Raw genomic sequence first — 20,231 nt, 5'->3', positions numbered from 1 at the left:
CTTAGGTTGCAGTTTTTTATATTAATTTGTATTTAGATTATCTATATACAAATTATCTAATTGAGTTTCAAATTCATCCGTCAGAGCGATTCGTTTTCTCCTGTTAATTCTTCATCAATTGGTAAAATATTTGCAGTCTCTCTAAATGCTTGAATTTAATAATATGTTGAGTCCATTTTCCAGGAATTATCTCCAACTTACTTAGGTCTACTGATGATAATATCTTTTGCCATATATGAAGAAATCGTAGCATCAAGTTTTACATCATCACTTAAATGACTCCACCTTTTATAAATTAACTGTATTAAACCTTCTGCTATTATTTATGAATAATAAAAAATAAACCCACACCCTCTAAAGGATGCAGGTTTACTCACGTATTACTGCGTTTCATATCACGTATTGCTTGAATCGATAGTCTAACAAGCAATATGACACAAAGAAACAGTCCAGTATAGGCGGCTGTATTCAAGTAAACGGCGTAAGCATTATTGATAAATTGCGCAATGGCTAGTAATGCGGCTGAAATCAGTCCAAATGTTATACCTGAGAACAATAACACAAACCGCGAAAACAGCTGCAAGATAAAATTGGCATTATGTTTATCAGAAAAGACATCATGATGGAGAATCATTTTGCCACCTTCTATGCGCTGGATCAGCTGATCGGCACGTTTAGGCAACTTCATCAATTCTGGGATTAATAAAGCTAATTCTTCTTCTACTCTTTGTTTCGTTTCACGCGGTTCTTTAAAAGGTTTTTTCAAGACAGCCGTTTTGTATTTTTTCGCAAACACTTTAGCTTCCGTGAACATATCAAATTTCGGATCTATCGTGTGTAAAGTGCCGTCCAGGCTGATTAATGACCGAAGTGCCATTCCGACTGATGGATAAAACGATAACCCGAATTCACGGACAATATCAAACATCGCATGAATCAGTTCCTCAGTTTGGATCTTATCGACATAGGCAATTTTCAACAGCAATTGACCAACTGATTGTTCAAGTTTTTGACGATCAATATGACTATTGTCTTCTACCAGCACGTTAATCGCGTCACAAATAACTTCTGCGTCGTTTTGTTGCACACCGATGATAAAGAGGTTTAATCCGTCTTGCTGCTGAGCTGCGAGACGTCCAACAGCTCCAAAATCGAGTAGAATAGGCTTTCCATCTTGTTCATCAATAAAAATATTGCCAGGATGCGGATCGGCATGAAAAATACCTGAAAACAGCATTTGCTCAAAAAACGAAAACAACACTGTACGTCCAAACTCTTTTTGATCGATAGCAAAATGATCAAAAACAGCTTGTCCGCGCGAAATGCTTTTTCCTTTAAAATACTGCATGACGATCAAATTATCATTGCAATACTCCTGAAAAATATGCGGAATTTTCACAGGATAATCACTTTTTCTTAAGGCATTTGCGACTTGAATGGTATTACGTGTTTCAATTTCAAAGTTGATTTCTTCACGCAAACCGTTCGCAAAGCCAATCGCTAACTCACGAAAACCGATGTTCTCAGCCCAAGTAGATTTACTCGTCACCCATTCTGCAAACTCAACAAGAATATCCAAATCGTTACGCATAACGCCTTTTACTTCGGGACGTAGCAGCTTGACGACAACTTTTTCTTGCGTTGATTTCAACACAGCTTGATGGACTTGTCCGATTGAACCTGCAGCTAATGGATCCATATTGAATTCTGAGAAAACATCTTCCACTCCAGCAGCTAATGATTTCTTTAAAATCGCTGTTACTTGCTCACTCGTTAACGGTTTCACATCTTGCTGCAAGGTCTCTAGTTCTTCGATAAATACCGGTGAAAACAACTCGGTCCGTGTAGATAGCACTTGGCCGAACTTGATGAAAATGCCACCACTTTGTTCTAATGTATCGCGAAAAGCAATAGCGAAATCGCGGTTGTTTTCACGGTGACGCGCATAACGTATCGTGCGTGAAAACCCGTTTCTGACGGCGATTTCTAGTACTTGACTCAGCCGTTTTTGGCGTCGCCAGCGATGTCTCAATCGTTGAACGATGAATTTTCGACCTGTAATCCGTTCTCCGCGCTCTCCAAGTTCCATTGGATCAAACAACTCGAAAAACAAGTAAAACAACATGGAAATGAGCAACATACTGCCGATCCAAATGATGGCGCTAGCGTCAGCGACAGCAAATCCAATCCCTTCGTTCAAAAAGTCCGTATGACGCAAATAAGAATACCAATAAACAAAAGTTGTTAAACTAACACCTAACAACACAGAAAGGATTCTCTTTGTAAAATTGACTTTCGAACCCATTAAACGCCCACTTACATAATAAATGAATAATGCAATGACCAATAATTCCAGCAGCATAATGAAGTAAATCATGGAAGAGATTCTCCTTTCATTGTTAGCTTTAAAACGAATCTAATATAGGTATGGCCAAATGGCTGTTTAGTAAATCTCTACAGCTTATTAGCAACTGGACTTGGCATTTTCTGAAGTAGTTCGAGCAAGCCATTCGGATAAAGAACGGTTTCACTTTTTTCTAACTCTTCGAGTGATACCCATTTCGCTTTTGTCGTTTTGCCATCTTCGAAAACGTCAAAAGTATCTTGATCATAAAGGTTATGCTGTTCAAATCCCACTTCATAAACCAACGAAATTTCGTGATAAACTTGATTTTTTAGCGTATAAATATTTTCTATCACGTCCACGTAACGAACAATATTAATATCCGCACCAATTTCTTCTTTAAATTCTCTTATTAATGTCTTAGTAGAGGGTTCACCCAGTTCAATGGTTCCGCCAATTGGTCGGTAAAATGGACCTTCTCCTGCCGAATGACGCGCAAATTGTTGCTCCAATAAAATAGATTGACCTTTTCTTAAAATGCCTAACGTGTTAGCTCTTGGTCGCAAATGTCGACTCTTTTTTTCTAAGTAGTCAGCTAAAGTAGATGTAACAATGTGCAATGAATCCCATTCTCCATTTGAAAACTGAACTATTGGGTATGCTTTTGGGAAGAGCTGACAATGAATATCCTGTTGACTTAAGCCATCCTCGTAAAGTTGAATAATCTTTTCTTGTAAAGCTTCTAAATAATGTAGTTTTTGTTCCAATAAAGCACGACCATTCTCAAGATAACCGGCATGACTGCAAAATACAGATTGGAATGGCAACGCCAATAATTTGCTTAAAGATGTTTTAATACGCGAGATCGACTCATTTTTCATCACAACACGTGTTTTTGGTGAAACAAATAAATCACCAGTAAACAAACGACCCGATTCCGGATGATACAATGCTACATGATCGTCTGCATGACCTGGTGTATGGATTACTTGCCATTGAAGTGTGCGTGAATTTACTTGTTCACCTAAAGTTTGTGTATGAAAAGCAGCACGGTTCCCCCATGTAAATTGTCGATAAGCCGGGTATACGCCGTCTTCATCTGTAATTTTTTGACCAATTGAATGAATAAAAAATGGTACTTGATAATTTTGCTGAATCCAAGCGGCATTTCCGGTATGGTCTTCGTGATGATGCGTCAATACGACTTGATCAAACGATAGCTTTGATAACGCATCTTTAAGTTCATCCTGCATTTTCTCGGCTCCAGTATCAATCAACATACCATCCACTAAAAAGATAAATACTTTACTACGAGTTTCTTCTAAAACTCCTTCTATACATACAACTTGTTCATGTTCATAAACCTTTAGCATGTCCAGTCCCCCCTAACGTCCTCCAGCTCCATGCTTTTCTAATATGATACAGACTTTGCGAGATGTCTGCTATAGCTTAGCGTTTGTACTTTAGACATTTCTTTCTTTTCTTGTTGACGTTTTTGATTTTATTTGATAAATCCTTAAGTAGTTTGTTACATATTAAATAAAAAACACAGACTCTCTCTATTTCGCAAATTCTATTAGCAAATCATCTAATTGTTTTCGGTTGTTTACGACCACCACTTTTTCTGACGCCGCTCCGAGTTTCGTTAATAATTCAGGTTTCATCCTGTCTTCAAAATAGCGATTCCATTGGAACATTTTCCGCAGCATAACAAAGCTCGGTTGATAATTGGCTTGTTCTTTCCCCACTCGTTGGTTGATGTAGCGAAAAATAACTCTAAATGTTCTTGTGTGATACGGAATATCTAAAAAGATTACCTTGTCTGCCATATCCATCGCGTAATCTGTCCAGCCAAGATGTACCCCTTCTATAATCCAACTAGACTGCTCGAGGGCTTGCGAAAACTGGGCGTCTCTTACAGATTCCGGATTTCGAACATCGCCTTCTTTTTGACGTTGCCAAACAAAATTATCCGTTTCAAAATGTGGAATACTTAAACTTACAGACAATCGACGCGCTAGCGTCGTCTTGCCGCTCCCGACATAGCCAATGATGTAAATCTTCACGATTCTGCCGCCTCCTTTACCCGCTCCATCAATTCCTCAACTTCTTGCTTACTGCTATTTTGCGCGTCAAGCTTGAGCAAGGTCCGGCCAATCAGGTTCGCTCCTCGATTCGTACCACTGTAAACAAATAAAGTCTGATCGCTACTTAGCTTTCTTAGTACAAAGCTTAATGTAATGTGAAACAAGCCGGCAGGAACAAAATAAAGGTCTTTCTGTTTGTAATCAGGTGAATTTTCATAAGCCGTAACTTCCATTACATAACTCACCACACGGCCTTTTATGCGGTTTTGCTGAGCGTACTTCGATCCTACTTGATTGGGATGCCCTTCTATTAATTGATGCTTTTCAAGTTGAGGCATGATGGTTTGCAACCTGTCGTCTGAAAACAATGCCCAAACTTGTTCAATTGATGCGTTGATTATTTGTTGTTCTTTCCACTCAACCATCGTACCCTCACTCTCCTTCTATAATTTCAACGCTTCTTCTCTTACCCGCTCCATAAACGTTGTTACAGTCTGCTGCCGCGTCTTTTTACTGCCGGATAATAACATCGCCTTCCCCATCAAACCTTTGCCTTTATTAAAACCTTCGTAAACAATCCTAGTTTGGTTGTCATTTTCTTTTACTAACGTAAACGAATAAAACACATCAAAGCTTTGTCCCATTTCAAACTGTGTTTGTTTAAGCTTTTTGTCCGGCAAATCTTCATAACCTACAGTCTCCACAATATACGTTTGCAGTTGCCCGCCTTCATGATAACTTTGTGCGTGTTTTGCGCCAAGTTCATTGTTATCTTTTTCAAGTAAAATATGTTCTTCAATTTTCGGCATCACTAATTTTATGTTTTCGTCTTGAAATAAACGCCATACTTTTTCGATGTTGACGTCTATCGTCATTTCTTCTTTCCATTTAACCATTAGTAGACCACCTCGGAATATGTATTTGTTAGTAGTATCTCACTTGCGCTAAGAACATTCACGTCCCTTGTATTAATCGGGCTCATCTTTATAATAAGGAATGGAACGGAGTGAGAGAATGAAAACTGCAACTATATTGCTTTTATTTATCCTTGCCATGCAAGCCATTCTTGCAGCAAATGCGTTGATTTTTGATGGAGTGCTCGGAGATCTTGTATTTTGGTTTAATTCAGCTTTATTTATGGCCGCATTAGCTGTATATATATACCGAATGGATAAAGACAAATCACCTGATAAAAACAAATAATCGCAAACTACTAGTATAAAACGAGCCCTCTAATGAATGATGCACTTAGAGGGCTCGTTTTTATCGGAATACATGTGTGTCAATATCTTTATTCGTGCTTTGATCAACAAAACTTAAACTAGTTGCATCTGCAAGGTTTTCCGTTTCGTAATGCTAAAGGGACACTCCCTTTAGCTTCGTGAAAAAAGCGTATCTTTTATCAAGATACGCCCTTTAGAACTTTAAGCTTGTTTTATTCTCTAGTTTGTATCGCTGTTATTCATCGGCCGCGGCTCAATTGCTTCGGGATTTAGACCATTCCCAAGAGATCCATATAACAACTGGGCCTGAGGATCAATTAAATCTTTCCCATTGTAATAAACTCTAGGAGTCTTCCATAATGCTATTAAAGCACTCGACATTGGCATCTCATGATAGCGACTTGGCCAGCTATCCTTTATAAGTTCTTTTACTAAAGGATAATACTTCGAGCTCATACTTGGAAATATATGGTGCTCTGTATGATAAGAAAAGTTGAAATGCAAAACGTCAATCCACCGAGGAACCGTCACCGATAAGGTATTTGCTAGTGGATCATTCACAGGAACGAGTGGATTCAACCGGTGATTAGTCGAAATATATCCCATTACAATTGCATTCGCAATTAAATGAGGGATTAAAAATATAAATAACCAGTTTATTATTCCTATAAAGAAAATCAAACCTAACCAAGCAAACCACGGCAATAAAAACTGGATCCAAACTGCCCCACGCTTTTCAGGTTTAAACTCCTTAATATAAGCGAAAAATATTTTAGTCGAGTGCAATGTGAAAGTAAAACACAAAGCGAAAAACTCTAGAAATGCACGGACTGAAAATGGTAATCGATAGATAATTTTCATTGCAGGCTTTTTGTCTAAATCTTCTTTTGACAACCACGTATCAGGATCTTTCTCTTCATTTTGAGTATGAACATGATGGGTCATATTATGCCACTTACGCCATAGTAGTGGTCCCGTAAGAAGAGGGAAAAAGAAAACTGCTCCGAGTAAATTACGCAATTTAGCTTTTTTCACTACCGTTCCATGTAAGATTTCATGTCCTAAAAATCCCATTGCGGCAAAACTTGTTCCAATTACAAATGAAATGGCTATGTTCGCAAGAAAAGGTAGTTCATATATTCCAATAGCAAACATTCCTGCGATTGAAATAATTAAATAAGCCAGACCACCAAGTAAACGTCCTGGAACCGGTTTAAATGCTTTTTTGGGCAGATGCGGCGATACTTTAGACGCATACCAGCCAAAAGAGTGAAATTCTTTATTCATATTTTCCTCCAATTAATATACAACTACTTCTTCTTTTCTAACATTTAGGAGCGATTAAAATTCGCTATCCGCTGTCAGATGGGACATGTCTCCCACGGAAAGAGAGCTAGCTGGCGGATTCATTAAATTACGCCAACTTCTACTGACGGTTTGGCTGAGCCAAAAACAGGGCTTTTGCGCACAAATCAGCCAAACTAAAGATACTCGTTATAATTTAAAGGTTCGCGCTCTGCTTTACTATAAAGGTTAAGCGTATAAATTCATAATGATTTCATTTCTTTTTCTTTATTAAGTACTATCTACCCTGTAGCTAATATCGGTGACATTATAACTAGTAGTAATAATGAAATGAACAGCTTTGGATTTCTTCTCACAGACTAATTCTCTTTCTTATAGTGACTTGATTTTTATCTATTTACTTTAAGTGTAAATTCTGACATAAGGCTATTTAAAATCATGAAGTGTTAATAAATTTAAAGGTAGAAAGAGAACTTTAATCTACGTTGAAGAGGGATTCATGTGCAATTTTTCATCGGTATCGTGCCACCAGAAGAATATAAACATAGTATTATGAAATTTCAACAAAAATGGAAAAATCATCGAATCATGAATGCTGTTGAACCACACCTCACATTAAAAGCTCAAGGTGGATTAGCTCCAGATAAAAAATGGATTGATGAAATAAAGAAAGTATGTAAAACCTTCCCTTCTTTTAGTGTGACAATAAGTAAGCCTGAATTTTTCGGTGAAGATATTTTATATTTAAGTGTTAAATCACCAGAACTATTAAAACTTCATGAAACAATAATCCATGTTGTATCTCCTAGCGAAGAATTAATAAAAAAATATTATGAACTAAAAGATTTTATTCCTCATATAACGTTAGGGAAAGTTTATTATGGACTATCAAAAAATGACCTTATTGAGATGAAAGCTCTCGCTGAAAAAGAACTTAGTCCCTATCCAACATTTAAAGTTTCAGTTGTGAGAATATACGCTGAAGTCTCACCAGGAAAATATAAAAAGTATATGGACCTTCAATTAAAAGATTAATAAAAATAGCACCTCCGCTACGCAATTCAGGTTTTTTAAAACCATGCGAGTTGGGGTGCTATCATGTTCTTTAGTTGAATATTGGCATTAGTTTAGACTTATAAATTTGGTCTAGCTGCATTTCTATTTACGTCCCGCTCACCACTTTTTCAAGATGACTAACTTGGTTATAATTTTCAATAACCCAATTGGTTTGATCAAACTGAATATGACTAAAACAAGCATTCAACAACCTCGTTTTGCCAGAACCGATTTCTCCATTTGATAAAGTGCCGAGTAAAGCATTAATAACCCCACCATGTGAAACAAGCAATACACGTTTGTTTTGGTAGCGTTCATTAATGATTTGCAGTCCCGAGGACAAACGTTCAGCAAACAAGTAGTTATCTTCTTGGTTTGGATAATGACGATCTGGAAACGTTAAAGCCCGCTCCTCGTATGTCATCCCTTCTGCATCGCCAAAATGTTTTTCTTCAAACTCTGGCATTTCAATAAGTGGCAATTGTAAGGTTTCATTAATAAGTTCAGCCGTTCGTTTGGCGCGTTTAAGAGGGCTTGTAATAATGACGTCCCAATCAGAATTGGTCAAACTATGAGCACAACGTGCAGCTTGTTTCTTGCCTTCAGCATTTAAAGGGATATCGGTTTTCCCTTGAATTTTTCCTTGTACATTCCAGTCCGTTTCGCCGTGGCGGACTAAACATATCGTCGTCATCTACTTCACCTCTGTATTCATGCGAATTGATTCGACTAGTTTAGCATAAATACGAAATAGACTCACTTGATAACCATTTAAAACATAACAAATTAACTTTTTCATCATTCCCTAAATTTTGCTTCTATTTACTTATAGATTGTGAACTTATGTATATGTCCTTATGTAAGAAGCTACATTAACTCCTTAAATTGCTATTCATATAAAAAAACACCCCAAAAGTTGGATTTGAACTCTAACTTTTGGGGTGCACTCCCATTTGAGACTTTTTTATTATTCTTCAATCGCTATGAGAAACGTCGTTAATTCTTTTACTTTGCATTCACTCTCGCCATTTAACTCATAAAAGTCGCAAAATGCATATACCTTGGGTTTGTCATCTGTTCCTTTTCGAATCATTTTACCTTTAAGTGCTGCTTTATTATCATTCATTACCGAAAAATCAATCGAGTATTCAAGATCTGAATACCCTTCCTCTAACCCAAATGCGGTATCGAGAAAAGCTTGCTTCCCTACAATCGATTCGGAACCCACCATTTTCCATACAACATCTTCGGTTATATTGTTTTCGATAAACTCACGGTCTCCTTGAAAAAAACCATGATTAAACTGACGGAAAAAATCCGCATTTTTTGCGGTTTCCATTGTTAGTTGCTCCTTTCGTAAATTTTTCATGCTACTAACTTACATGTTCACCTCTTCCTATGCTGTTGATTTAAATGTCCCGGTCCTGAAGTATCCATATTAATCAATACCCATTTATTAGCAGTAAAACACCAATATAAAAACCGCTCCAAGGTTTGACCTTGGAGCGGTTTTCATTACGCGACGATTCTTTTTTTCAACGTTCCTGCAACAAGTGCCGTAACAACAGAACCGATTAAAATAGCAGCAATGTACAATAAGATGTTCGGTACACCGCCGTCTACTAAACCAATAACGAATATCCCGCCATGTGGTGCGCGTAATCCAATATCAAACAACATAACGAGCGCGCCCGTCACCGATGCTCCTGCAACAGTTGCAGGAATGACACGCGCCGGGTCAGCGGCAGCAAACGGGATAACGCCTTCTGTTATAAAGCAAGCACCGAGAACATAAGCGGTTTTTCCTGCTTCACGTTCTGGCTTTGTGAATTTGTTTTTAAACAAACTTGTCGAAATTGCTAAACCTAAAGGCGGAACCATACCCGCTGCCATAACGGCTGCCATAAAGTTGAAGTTTTGTGCATCTAGCATGGCCAGACCAAATGTATAAGCAGCCTTGTTAATAGGACCACCCATATCTATCGCCATCATACCGCCAAGCAATAACCCAACTAATACTAAGTTAGTTCCTCCTAAACTTTCAAGGAAAGAAGAAATTGCTGTATATACCTTTGTCAGCTGCGGATTGACAAGCATCATGATGATGCCAGTAATGGCAATCGCAAAGACTGGGAAAAACAACACCGGTTTTAATCCTTCTAAAGAGTTAGGTAATCCAGAAAACAGTTTCTTAACGAGTAGCGTCACATATCCTGCTAAGAATCCGGCGATCAATCCACCTAGGAAACCAGACCCACCACTTGCACCTTCTACACCAGTCACCGTAATGGCAATCAATCCACCGATCATACCTGGTGCAAAGCCGGGACGATCAGCAATACTCATGGCGATAAAGCCAGCGAGAACAGGCACCATTAAGAAGAACGCTTTGCCGCCACCAATGGTACTTAACATCGCTGCAAATTCATTGTATTCAGGGCTATCGGGATTACCTGCATTAATGCCCCAGAAAAACGATATGGCAATGAGGATACCGCCACCAACAACAAATGGCAACATGTTGGATACACCATTCATTAAATGTTTATAAAAGCCACCTTTTGTCTCACCCGTATCTGCTTCATCTTTCGACTGAACATGTGTGTAATTTGGTGCGTCTCCCGTCACTGCCCGGTTTAACAAATTGTCTGTTTCATAAATTGCTTTGCCAACCGCCGTTTGAATAACCGGCTTACCGTCAAAACGACTCATTTCGACTTTCGTATCAGCCGCCACAATAATGGCATCCGCTCCGGCAATGTCTTCAGCGGTCAATCGATTTTTCACACCACTCGAACCGTTTGTTTCCACTTTTATTGAAATACCCAGTTCCTTAGCGCGTTCATTTAATTTTTCAGCGGCCATATACGTATGCGCTATCCCTGTTGGACACGCCGTAACGGCTAAAATTTTCTTTTGTGTGCCATCAACGGGCGTCTGTTCAGCAGCTGCTTGTGGTTGGTCGACAGCTGCTTCTTTCGCAGTAACAATTTCTAGTATTTCTTGTTTTGATTGCGCTGCCAAAATGTTTGTGCGGAACTTTTCATCCATTAAAAAAGTAGCAAGACGTGACAACGCTTCAAGATGATCATCATTTGCGCCTTCGCTCGCTGCGATCATAAAAAATAAGTTACTAGGCTGACCGTCAAGCGATTCAAAATCAAGACCTTCTTGTGAACGACCAAACGCTATCGCCGGAAACTCGACTGCAGCGGACTTAGCATGAGGAATGGCAATGCCATCACCAATTCCGGTGGTACTTTGACTTTCACGTTCTAAAATGGCTTTCATGAAGGCTTGTTTATCCGATAGTTTACCGGCTTGGTCTAATTGGTTTGCCAGTTCTTCTAATACCTGTTGTTTTGTAGTAGCAGATAAGTCCAAAATGATGGTTTGTTCAGTTAAAAGCTGTGTGATTTTCATTGTGTCACATCCTTTTCTTCGAATGGGTGAACTTCTATTTGGTCAAGCAATGTTTCCACATCTTCTTTTTCACATAAATCAGATCGAAAAGCCGTTGCACTGCCACTTGCCACACCCAAACGGAAAGCTTGTGCAGCATCTCCATTAGTTGCGTAAGAAGCAATAAATCCAGAGACCAGTGAATCTCCAGCTCCGACTGTATTCACAACGGTTCCTGTTGGTGCGTTGGCGATAAGTGCGATGTCTTTAGTAACAAGCATGGCACCGTCGCCCCCCATAGAAACGACTACATGTTCAGTACCACTGGCGACCAATTTATGGGCATAATGATAAACGTCAGTCAGATTAGTGATGTCCACTCCGAACAATTCACCAAGTTCTTGTTGATTGGGTTTGACCAAAAAAACATGAGCTGTCAATATGCTCTTAAGCATGGGACCGGAAGTATCAAGTACAAACCGAATGCTTTTGGTATGACAGAGTGTAGCGAGCTCTAGAAAATAGTCTGGCGAAATCGTACTTGGTAAGCTACCAGCCAATACAAACCAGTCACCTTCATTCATATCTTGAACCTTTTTCGTTAAAGCGCCTAACTGATCTGCAGTTAACTCAGGACCTGGACCATTTAACTCTGTTTCAGTTTCTGATTTAATCTTGACGTTAATACGGGTAACTTCTGCTGTTTCAATAAAATCTGTTTCCACATCTTCATTTTTCAAGTATTCTTCTATATAACGTCCTGTAAAGCCGCCAGCAAATCCGAGTGCTTTGTTAGACACGCCTAGACGTTTTAATACGCGAGAAACATTAATACCTTTTCCACCCGGATAGTAATACACATCGTTTGTGCGATTTAGCTTTCCACTGTCAAATTCAGAGAGATACACGGTATAATCAATGGACGGCGCAATGGTGCACGTGTAAATCATGGTTTCACCACCTTTACAATTGTCTTTTTTTCAAGTACAGCATTGGCATCTTTGGATATTTCATCTACAATTAAGGTGGCACGTTCTAGATCCATAATTTTTGCGAAACTGATTTTATTGATTTTGGAATGATCAGCGAGTGCATATGTCTTTCGTGATAAAGAACTTGCCATTTGTTTAACGGCGGCTTCCTCGGGGTCTGGTGTGGTATAACCATATTCTGGGTGGAAACCATTGATGCCAAGAAAACAGATATCAAAACGATAGTTTTGCAAAGCTTGAATCGTCTGAGAACCAACAAAAGCACCGGTACGAGGTTTCATCAATCCACCTGTTAAATAAGTGGTAATGCCTTGGTTATTCAGTGCCTCGACAAGTGTCAAACCATTTGTCACAACAACAAGATCTTTGTCTTTCAAAAATGGAATCATTTGAAAGGTCGTGGTACCGGCGTCCAAATAAACGCTATCGCCCTGTTGCACAAAAGAAGCAGCGAATTTTGCAATTTTTATTTTTTCATCTAATAATTGCGTTGATTTGTCTGAAATGCTCGGTTCTAGCAAATTTTTTCCGGTTAATGTCGCGCCGCCGAAAACACGTTCCAACTTTCCGGCATGTTCAAGGTCGACTAAATCTCTGCGGATCGTTGATTCGGATGCGCCAGTCGATTCAACAAGTTCTTGAATTTTGACTGTCTGTTTTTCTTCTAGTAGTTGCATAATAAAGAGATGTCGTTCGTTGGTCAGCAAGCTATCACCCTCTTTTCAATAGTTTAAAAGTTCTGTTAAAAAGATATTACTTGAAATCGCTTCCAAAATCAATCATAATCATTCATAAGCAATCAAAAAAAGTCATTTATTTTTTAAAAGCATTCGAAAACCGTCAAAAACGGTCACCGATTTGTTTAAAATGACGCTACTTATAAGGAGGAATTTAATCATGGTCGAAAAACAATTCACAATTACAGATGAAGCAGGTATGCACGCACGTCCAGCATCAGCATTAGTAGGAGCGGTGTCAAAATTCACTTCGGACATCACACTTGAACACAATGGCAAAAAAGTTAACTTAAAATCAATTTTAGGCGTTATGTCTTTAGGTATTCCAAGCGGTTCAGTTGTAACAATCGCAGCAGATGGTGCAGACGAAAACGAAGCCATTGAACAAGCAGGAGCAGTTATGGAAAAAGAAGGGATTTCAAACCAATGACCCAAACAATGTCCGGAATAGCGGCCTCAAATGGAATTGCCATTGCGAAAGCTTTTCGCTTGGAAAATCCGGAATTGAATGTTGATAAGCGCACAATTTCGGATACTGACAGTGAATTGGCACGATTAACTTCTGCATTAGAAACATCAATCGCAGAACTAGAAGTGATTCAGAAAAAAACAGCTGAACAAATTAGCGAAAAAGAAGCAGCTATCTTTGGTGCTCACCTTCTCGTATTAAGCGATCCTGAACTTGTAGGACCTATTACTGAAAAAATCAAAACTGAAAACGTTAATGCCGAATTTGCTTTGCAAGAAGCAACGGATATGTTTATCGCAATGTTTGAAGCGATGGACAACGAGTACATGAAAGAACGCGCTGCGGACATTCGTGACGTTAGAAAACGTGTGCTAGGTCACCTATTAGGTGTAACAATCCAAAGCCCAAGTATGATTTCAGATGAAGTCATCATCATTGCGGAAGATTTAACACCTTCTGACACGGTACAGTTAAATGCACAATTCGTAAAAGGCTTTATCACTGACATTGGTGGACGTACTTCTCACTCTGCGATTTTAGCGCGTACGTTGGAAATTCCAGCAGTCGTTGGGGCTAAAAAAGCAATGGCAGATATCCAAAATGGCATGATTGTTATTGTTGACGGATTAGATGGAACGATTTTAATCGATCCAGATGAAAGTGTCATTGAAGAATACAAAAACAAACAATTGGCTTATGACGAGCAAAAAGCTGAATGGGCTGTATTGAAAAACGAAGCAACAGTTACCGCTGACGGGCAAGCTGTCGAACTGGGTGCCAATATTGGAACACCAAAAGATATTACAGGTGTTGTTGATAACGGCGGCGAAGCGATTGGCTTATACCGTACAGAGTTTCTTTACATGGGACGTGACTCATTCCCAACAGAAGACGAACAAGTAGAAGCATACGCTGCTGTATTAAAAGGCATGCAAGGCAAACCAACTGTTGTTCGCACACTAGATATTGGTGGCGACAAAGAATTGTCTTACCTTGATTTGCCAAAAGAACTAAACCCATTTCTTGGCTTACGTGCAATCCGTCTTTGCTTAGAAATGCCGGATATGTTTAGAACTCAATTGCGCGCACTTTTACGTGCAAGCGTACACGGCAACTTGAAAATCATGTTCCCTATGATTGCAACACTTGACGAATTCCGCGAAGCTAAAGCGTTATTATTGGAAGAAAAAGCGAAGCTTCAAGCTGAAGGCGTCGAAGTAAGCGAAACAATCGAAGTTGGCATCATGGTTGAGATTCCTTCAACTGCAGTGATGGCTGATACTTTCGCAAAAGAAGTCGATTTCTTCTCGATTGGGACAAATGACTTGATCCAATATACAATGGCCGCAGATCGCATGAACGAAAGCGTGTCGTATTTGTATCAGCCATTTAATCCAGCCATTTTGCGTTTAGTCAAAATGGTTATCGATGCTTCCCATCGTGAAGGCAAATGGACAGGTATGTGTGGCGAAATGGCTGGAGATGAAATTGCGATTCCAATTCTACTTGGTCTTGGCCTAGATGAGTTCTCGATGAGCGCTTCATCTATCTTAAAAGCTCGTGCGCAAATTAGTAAACTTTCAAAAGCTGAAATGGCACAACACACAGATCGTATTCTAGCGCTAAGCAATTCTCAGGAAGTTGAAGACTACGTTAAACAACTACCAACTAATTAAAAAAACGAGCTTGGGATCATTTCCCTTGCTCGTTTTTTTATGGCGATTCTATCGTTATGCCAAACAAAATAAAAGATATTAAGATGATAGGACCGAAAGAAGATACAACTTTCATTCGGTTTCTATTAGATTCAGGTATCCACCTTAATACAAATGTGGGCTTAACTAGCCCTATAAAAAACATTGTAATTGATACAATTAACAACACCAAAAAGAAATCCCCCATCTTTCTCCTCCTTATTGCTGTTTTGATAGATAAACAAATTTAAATCTTTTTAATATAACCCCATTCTTCTGCATTATGTTCTAACAGTTTTCACAAAAATGTTTTGTTTATTTAACAAACTTACATATATTGTAATATCTAACGACTAAAATTACAATTTAAATATTACGAATGAAAAATCTGAAACTCCTCCACACACCGTGTGAAATAAAGGAATTTCAGATTAAATATCTTGCTGACCTATAAGATTAACGAGCAATAGACCTATATATTAAAAAGGATTTGTCGCCCATTGACTCGAAGTTGGGATGAAAATACGCGGATGCAGTTTTAATTGCGCCACCATATATTCAGCCAAATCTTCTGGCTGCATGAATTTCTCTTTTTCTTGTTCAGTTTCTCCTTCTTTATACGTTAAATCAGTTACTACCCGACTTGGTGTTAAAGCAAATACACGGATATTGTGTTTACGAACTTCTTGAGATAACGATTCAGTCATACCAAGAACCCCAAACTTCGAAGCGCTATACGCACTCGATCCAGCCGTCCCTCGCAATCCTGAACTTGAAGAAATATTAATGATGTCTCCGCCATTTTTTTCAATCAGTTGTGGTAATACTGTTCGAGTAACATAGTACATACCCATCAAATTGACATCAATCATCCGTTTCCACTCTTCTGGTTGCAACTCCAAAAATGGTGCATATTTACCGATTCCTGCGTTATTGATTAATATATCGGCTGTACCAATTTCGTTAGTCAGTTTCTCAATAGCTGCTTCTACTTGGGCCAAATCAGATACATCTGCCACTGCATAAGCTACACGCCCCCGCAATGACTTAATTTCTGCGGCAAGCTTTACTAAATCCGACTCGGTTCGTGCAATCAACCCAACATTGACTCCTTCGTTTGCTAAAGCTAGTGCTGTTGCGCGCCCGATTCCTTTACCCGCTCCTGTAATAAAAGCTGTTTTCTCTGTTAATATTTGCATTTTTATGTCCACCTCTCGCTAAATTCTCCCAGTTTGTTTAATTTAGTTATGTTGAACAAATTCATTGGGATGTTGTCTATTTTTTTATTTACCCTAAAGAGGCTAGTGTGTAAACAGAACTTGCGTATTTGTGTGAATGCTTTACTTCCCCAACTTATGAATAATTTTATTCAACTCCACATGGTTGCATCAGTATGAATATTCACGGAAAATCATTCACTATACATAAAGTGAATAAAAAGACTCTCTATTTCCGCATTGATTAGTTATCCATTTCGTTATTCAAAAAAAGTCAATAAAAAACCTGTGCATTTGCACAGGCTGCGGTTTATTTTGACAAGGCATGTAGAATCCCCATAGCGCTTACTTGCATATCTACTTGAATATAAGCATATACTTCATGGTCATCCAATACATTTTGTGATTTTAAATACTGTTGAACTCGCTCAAATAATCGTTTTGCTAATTGATCCGCATTTAGATTAGAAGCAATTGCAGCGTTTCCTTCTTCAACAAAAATCTTTAGCCACTCTGCGACTTGTCGTAATGCTATTTCAGGTTGATTTGTTTTGCCGAAATGTCCATAGTATATAGCATCCAAATCGGCTTTAGTCATACGCTCTATCGCTTCGTGCATTTTTTCTGGATTGAATTGGTTAGGTGAAGTTGATGGCAAATACAAATCAATGCCTTCTCTCACCAATTGATCGTAACGAATTCCTACTGTATCTCCCGCAAATAGTCCGCTACTAACAGGATCGTAAATACTGAAATGGTGGTTAGCGTGTCCCGGTGTATCCCAGAAGGTAAGTCGACAAGTTGGTCCAATTTCCAATTGATCCCCTTCATTTTTTATGAGCAAGCGGTCTTCTGGAATCGCTAGTATCGGATTGAACAATTGATCAAATTGGTCTCCGTACACCATTTTCGCACCCGCAATTAAACGGCTCGGGTCGCTTAAATGTCTAGCGCCTTTTGGATGAACAACGACTTTTGCGTTCGGACAATCTTGCAGTAATAGTCCCGCTCCTCCTGAATGATCCAAATGAACATGGGTAACAATTATGTATTTAACGTCTTCAAGAGAAAATCCTAAATGAGCTAATCCTTTTTTGACATGCTTAATCGAAGAACTTGGACCAGTGTCAACTAATGTTAATTCTTTTTCGCTTATGACATAAGTACCGGTACGCTCTGGCAATCCCAAATCAAACCCATCGATTAAATGCAGCCGATCAGATAAACGAATTGGTTGCTTTACTTCCACGCTATTCATCCCCTTTTTTTATATGGACCAGTAGATAGACGATAATCAGAATCCTTACCCATTGATAGAATATTCTACCATTCCTTTTAAGGTTTAAGGACTTTTTTTAACGTTGATTTCCGGAATTTCTGTGTTTTAACCTCATTAGCAAAAGCGATGCTGAGATAGAATAATATCTGATTTTGCAATTTTTAAAAACAATGCGTACTGTTAAAGTAACTAAATAAGTTGGCGTTACGAATAGGAGGAAAAGCGAAATGGTTGGAGTAAATGAGGAAAAGCTCATATGGACAGAAAAGCATGTCAAGGCGAAACTTCCAAAAAGAGATGCAACGAGCCATAAAGGAAGCTATGGCACCGCTTTATTAATTGCTGGTACTAAAGATATGCCTGGTGCTGCCTTACTTGCAGGATTAGGCGCTATGCGTAGCGGTGTTGGCAAGCTAGTCATTGCCACCGAAACTGAAGCGGTTGCGATGATTGTCCCTCGACTACCTGAAGCTACATTTTTACCAGACGGCTTACAGCAAATCGCACAACGGCAAAGTTCCGTCGATACTTTCCGCGCAGCAGCGATTGGTCCAGGTACAGAACCGGACGATCTAACAGAAAAGGCCGTTCAGGTCCTTCTAGAAAGCCATATGCCAGTGGTTTTAGATGCCGGTGCATTAAGTGAACGGTCTTATCCATTTAGACAGTCCCCCATTATTTTGACACCTCACCTCGCTGAATTTTCTCGTATTATAGGTGTAGAAGTGGACGATTTGCAAAAAAACCGAACATATTATGCGGCGAGCTGGTCCAAAAGATTAGGAGCAACGATTGTATTGAAAGGTGCTAACACTGTTATATCTTTTCCGGACGGCGAAACGTGGATAAACCCAACCGGCAATAGCGCACTTGCTAAAGGCGGTACCGGTGACACGCTTACAGGTATGATACTTGGGATGTTATGTTGTCATCCAAATTGGCGCCATGCCGTACTTAACGCCGTATACCTTCACGGAGCTTGTGCAGATGAATGGATAAATACTCGCTCCGCGCATACGATGCTCGCACATGAAATAAGCGACTTATTGCCGGTCGTGTGGGGGAGATTTGAGAAATAACCAAATAAACTGCCGCTTAGTTGTATTAACCAACTAACCGACAGTTTTAAAACCCTTATTTTTTTATTCCACTAAACAACTTGCTCTTCTTTAATTTTCTGAAGTAAAGCAGTGCAACCTTCCGTAACTAACTCATAAGTTTCGTTAAAGTCACCTGTGAAATAAGGATCGGGAACGTCCTTAGCATGATAGGTTAAATCTAAAAAGCGAAAAATTTTCGGATGAACCGGCTGACTTAACATCGAACGGATATCTGCTATATTATTTTCGTCCATCCCAACAATATAGTCAAATCGCTCAAAATCATTTTGTTGGAGCTGCCGCCCTTTTAAGCCTTCTGCTGAAATATCATGCTTGTCCAAAATTTCTAATGTTCCCGGATGCGGATCGTCGCCGATATGCCAGTTTCCAGTTCCAGCCGATTCCACTTTTATTTTTGTAGATAAGTAGTCTTTGTTCACGAGTTCTTTAAAGACAGCTTCTGCCATGGGAGACCGGCAAATATTCCCCAAGCAGACAAATAATACGCGAATCATTAGGATTCCCCCTTATCATTTTTTTCATTATAACATCAGAATTATAGACGTAGATACTAAGAGTCTGACTCTCTCTTAACTCTTCCCAACAAAATAAAACAGCTTGTCCCATCAAATGAGACAAGCTGTTTTATACCGGCAGTTAGATTTTAAAATGTCTTTTGCCGGTTGGTTTATTGCGTACTAGCTTTCCTTTGTAAATGACCCACAGCACATATAGGATGCCGACGATACTTAACGAAAATGAGATGACTTGGTACGAAGTCAAACTTTGCTGCATCATTGTTTCTGTATAGCGGATACAGTTTAACGTAAGAATCAATACCGGCAACCATAACCAATTATTAGAAATTGACGCTTCCTCCCTTTTTCCAAGTGACCGACTTTATCTTTGAAAGCTTCTAATCAACTCGACTTCTTATTTTAGCAAAAAAATAAGATTAATAAATAGTTTTTTTATTTTATTTTCAATCTAAAATTTTTGCATACATTTTCGTAGAAAAAAGCAGACTGCATTAGCCTGCTGCCAGTAATTGCTGATTTTGAATATTCATCTTAAAATAAAGGGAAGTTTCATCAAAACGAATATTTGTAAGTGGATGATTTGTAATGCCTTGCTCGGGTATAGAAATACTAGCTGATTGTTCACTGAACCTTATTTTTATCGGCAAGCTCTGACTTGGTATTTGTATTATGCCTTGCCAATTTCCTGCTATTTTACCCATTTGGTTTTCCTCCTCTTCATTGTCTACTACCTTTTCTTATGTGCAGCCTTGTATCAAGATGATAAGCGGCATTACTAGGATAGCGA

21 protein-coding genes are annotated in these 20,231 nt (G+C 38.9%); 5 read left to right on the top strand and 16 right to left on the bottom strand.

The genetic code is table 11. The features are described from left to right. Window positions 1-373 precede the first annotated feature (373 nt). The 5 genes from MLE13_RS16465 to MLE13_RS16445 all read right to left on the bottom strand — a co-directional run bounded on the left by MLE13_RS16465 (window position 374) and on the right by MLE13_RS16445 (window position 5,327). A complete protein-coding gene (locus tag MLE13_RS16465) occupies window positions 374-2,377 on the bottom strand; it encodes an ABC1 kinase family protein (RefSeq protein WP_240750840.1) in 2,004 nt (667 codons plus the stop codon). 77 nt (window positions 2,378-2,454) lie between these two features. Then, the gene (locus tag MLE13_RS16460) at window positions 2,455-3,717 is read right to left on the bottom strand and encodes an MBL fold metallo-hydrolase (protein WP_240750838.1); all 1,263 of its coding nucleotides are present in this window, start codon (window positions 3,715-3,717) and stop codon (window positions 2,455-2,457) included. A gap of 186 nt (window positions 3,718-3,903) precedes the next feature. Next, entirely contained in the window at window positions 3,904-4,410 is a 507-nt protein-coding gene (locus MLE13_RS16455) for an AAA family ATPase (protein WP_240750837.1), read from the bottom strand. Then, entirely contained in the window at window positions 4,407-4,856 is a 450-nt protein-coding gene (locus MLE13_RS16450; protein WP_240750836.1) for an SRPBCC family protein, read from the bottom strand. Before MLE13_RS16450 ends, MLE13_RS16455 begins: the two co-directional genes overlap by 4 nt. Window positions 4,857-4,874: 18 nt before the next feature. Then, window positions 4,875-5,327 carry an SRPBCC family protein gene (locus tag MLE13_RS16445; protein WP_240750834.1) on the bottom strand — a complete coding sequence of 151 codons (453 nt, stop codon included), beginning with the start codon at window positions 5,325-5,327 and terminating at the stop codon, window positions 4,875-4,877. A gap of 118 nt (window positions 5,328-5,445) precedes the next feature. On the opposite strand from MLE13_RS16445, the gene MLE13_RS16440 reads away from it, so the two are divergent. Then, window positions 5,446-5,634 carry a hypothetical protein gene (locus tag MLE13_RS16440; protein ID WP_240750833.1) on the top strand — a complete coding sequence of 63 codons (189 nt, stop codon included), beginning with the start codon at window positions 5,446-5,448 and terminating at the stop codon, window positions 5,632-5,634. Window positions 5,635-5,873: 239 nt separating this feature from the next. On the opposite strand, the gene MLE13_RS16435 is transcribed toward MLE13_RS16440, so the two are convergent. Then, a complete protein-coding gene (locus MLE13_RS16435; RefSeq protein ID WP_240750832.1) occupies window positions 5,874-6,941 on the bottom strand; it encodes a fatty acid desaturase family protein in 1,068 nt (355 codons plus the stop codon). 519 nt (window positions 6,942-7,460) lie between these two features. Here MLE13_RS16435 and MLE13_RS16430 point away from each other — a divergent pair. Then, the gene (locus tag MLE13_RS16430; RefSeq protein WP_240750831.1) at window positions 7,461-7,994 is read left to right on the top strand and encodes a 2'-5' RNA ligase family protein; all 534 of its coding nucleotides are present in this window, start codon (window positions 7,461-7,463) and stop codon (window positions 7,992-7,994) included. A gap of 127 nt (window positions 7,995-8,121) precedes the next feature. Here MLE13_RS16430 and MLE13_RS16425 read toward each other — a convergent pair whose 3' ends face one another. The 5 genes from MLE13_RS16425 to MLE13_RS16405 all read right to left on the bottom strand — a co-directional run bounded on the left by MLE13_RS16425 (window position 8,122) and on the right by MLE13_RS16405 (window position 13,116). Continuing rightward, entirely contained in the window at window positions 8,122-8,709 is a 588-nt protein-coding gene (locus MLE13_RS16425) for a histidine phosphatase family protein (RefSeq protein WP_240750830.1), read from the bottom strand. 273 nt (window positions 8,710-8,982) lie between these two features. Beyond that, window positions 8,983-9,354 carry a nuclear transport factor 2 family protein gene (locus MLE13_RS16420; protein ID WP_240750829.1) on the bottom strand — a complete coding sequence of 124 codons (372 nt, stop codon included), beginning with the start codon at window positions 9,352-9,354 and terminating at the stop codon, window positions 8,983-8,985. A 176-nt stretch (window positions 9,355-9,530) separates the two neighbouring features. Continuing rightward, window positions 9,531-11,438 carry a PTS fructose transporter subunit IIABC gene (locus MLE13_RS16415; protein ID WP_240750827.1) on the bottom strand — a complete coding sequence of 636 codons (1,908 nt, stop codon included), beginning with the start codon at window positions 11,436-11,438 and terminating at the stop codon, window positions 9,531-9,533. Further along, the gene (pfkB, locus tag MLE13_RS16410; RefSeq protein ID WP_240750826.1) at window positions 11,435-12,367 is read right to left on the bottom strand and encodes a 1-phosphofructokinase; all 933 of its coding nucleotides are present in this window, start codon (window positions 12,365-12,367) and stop codon (window positions 11,435-11,437) included. Before pfkB ends, MLE13_RS16415 begins: the two co-directional genes overlap by 4 nt. Further along, window positions 12,364-13,116 carry a DeoR/GlpR family DNA-binding transcription regulator gene (locus MLE13_RS16405; RefSeq protein ID WP_240750825.1) on the bottom strand — a complete coding sequence of 251 codons (753 nt, stop codon included), beginning with the start codon at window positions 13,114-13,116 and terminating at the stop codon, window positions 12,364-12,366. Before MLE13_RS16405 ends, pfkB begins: the two co-directional genes overlap by 4 nt. Before the next feature lie 190 nt (window positions 13,117-13,306). On the opposite strand from MLE13_RS16405, the gene MLE13_RS16400 reads away from it, so the two are divergent. Both MLE13_RS16400 and ptsP read left to right on the top strand, forming a co-directional pair. Then, window positions 13,307-13,576: a phosphocarrier protein HPr gene (locus tag MLE13_RS16400; protein ID WP_008496420.1), complete on the top strand. Its 270-nt coding sequence runs from the start codon at window positions 13,307-13,309 to the stop codon at window positions 13,574-13,576. Next, window positions 13,573-15,291: a phosphoenolpyruvate--protein phosphotransferase gene (gene ptsP / locus MLE13_RS16395; protein WP_240750824.1), complete on the top strand. Its 1,719-nt coding sequence runs from the start codon at window positions 13,573-13,575 to the stop codon at window positions 15,289-15,291. The genes MLE13_RS16400 and ptsP overlap by 4 nt, the downstream gene beginning before the upstream one ends. A gap of 497 nt (window positions 15,292-15,788) precedes the next feature. Here the strand turns inward: ptsP and MLE13_RS16390 are convergent, their stop codons facing one another. Both MLE13_RS16390 and MLE13_RS16385 read right to left on the bottom strand, forming a co-directional pair. Beyond that, window positions 15,789-16,508, bottom strand: coding sequence for a 3-ketoacyl-ACP reductase (locus MLE13_RS16390; protein WP_240750822.1), 720 nt, complete (start codon window positions 16,506-16,508; stop codon window positions 15,789-15,791). Between the two features lie 328 nt (window positions 16,509-16,836). Next, the gene (locus tag MLE13_RS16385; protein WP_240750821.1) at window positions 16,837-17,775 is read right to left on the bottom strand and encodes an MBL fold metallo-hydrolase; all 939 of its coding nucleotides are present in this window, start codon (window positions 17,773-17,775) and stop codon (window positions 16,837-16,839) included. Between the two features lie 257 nt (window positions 17,776-18,032). Here MLE13_RS16385 and MLE13_RS16380 point away from each other — a divergent pair, with 257 nt between their 5' ends. Continuing rightward, window positions 18,033-18,884 (top strand): NAD(P)H-hydrate dehydratase, encoded by an 852-nt coding sequence (locus tag MLE13_RS16380; RefSeq protein WP_240750820.1) that lies wholly within the window; start codon window positions 18,033-18,035, stop codon window positions 18,882-18,884. Window positions 18,885-18,955: 71 nt separating this feature from the next. Here the strand turns inward: MLE13_RS16380 and MLE13_RS16375 are convergent, their stop codons facing one another. The 3 genes from MLE13_RS16375 to MLE13_RS16365 all read right to left on the bottom strand — a co-directional run bounded on the left by MLE13_RS16375 (window position 18,956) and on the right by MLE13_RS16365 (window position 20,145). After that, the gene (locus tag MLE13_RS16375) at window positions 18,956-19,420 is read right to left on the bottom strand and encodes a low molecular weight protein-tyrosine-phosphatase (protein WP_240750818.1); all 465 of its coding nucleotides are present in this window, start codon (window positions 19,418-19,420) and stop codon (window positions 18,956-18,958) included. Between the two features lie 142 nt (window positions 19,421-19,562). Beyond that, entirely contained in the window at window positions 19,563-19,742 is a 180-nt protein-coding gene (locus tag MLE13_RS16370) for a hypothetical protein (RefSeq protein ID WP_240750817.1), read from the bottom strand. 193 nt (window positions 19,743-19,935) lie between these two features. Continuing rightward, window positions 19,936-20,145 (bottom strand): hypothetical protein, encoded by a 210-nt coding sequence (locus MLE13_RS16365; RefSeq protein WP_240750816.1) that lies wholly within the window; start codon window positions 20,143-20,145, stop codon window positions 19,936-19,938. Window positions 20,146-20,231 lie beyond the last annotated feature (86 nt).

Origin of the sequence: Planococcus halocryophilus (assembly GCF_022489025.1) — a bacterium.
In the GTDB taxonomy this organism is placed as follows: Bacteria; Bacillota; Bacilli; order Bacillales_A; family Planococcaceae; genus Planococcus; species Planococcus halocryophilus_A.
Note: the sequence above shows the minus strand (reverse complement) of the source record. Positions and strands in the feature narration are given on the sequence as shown.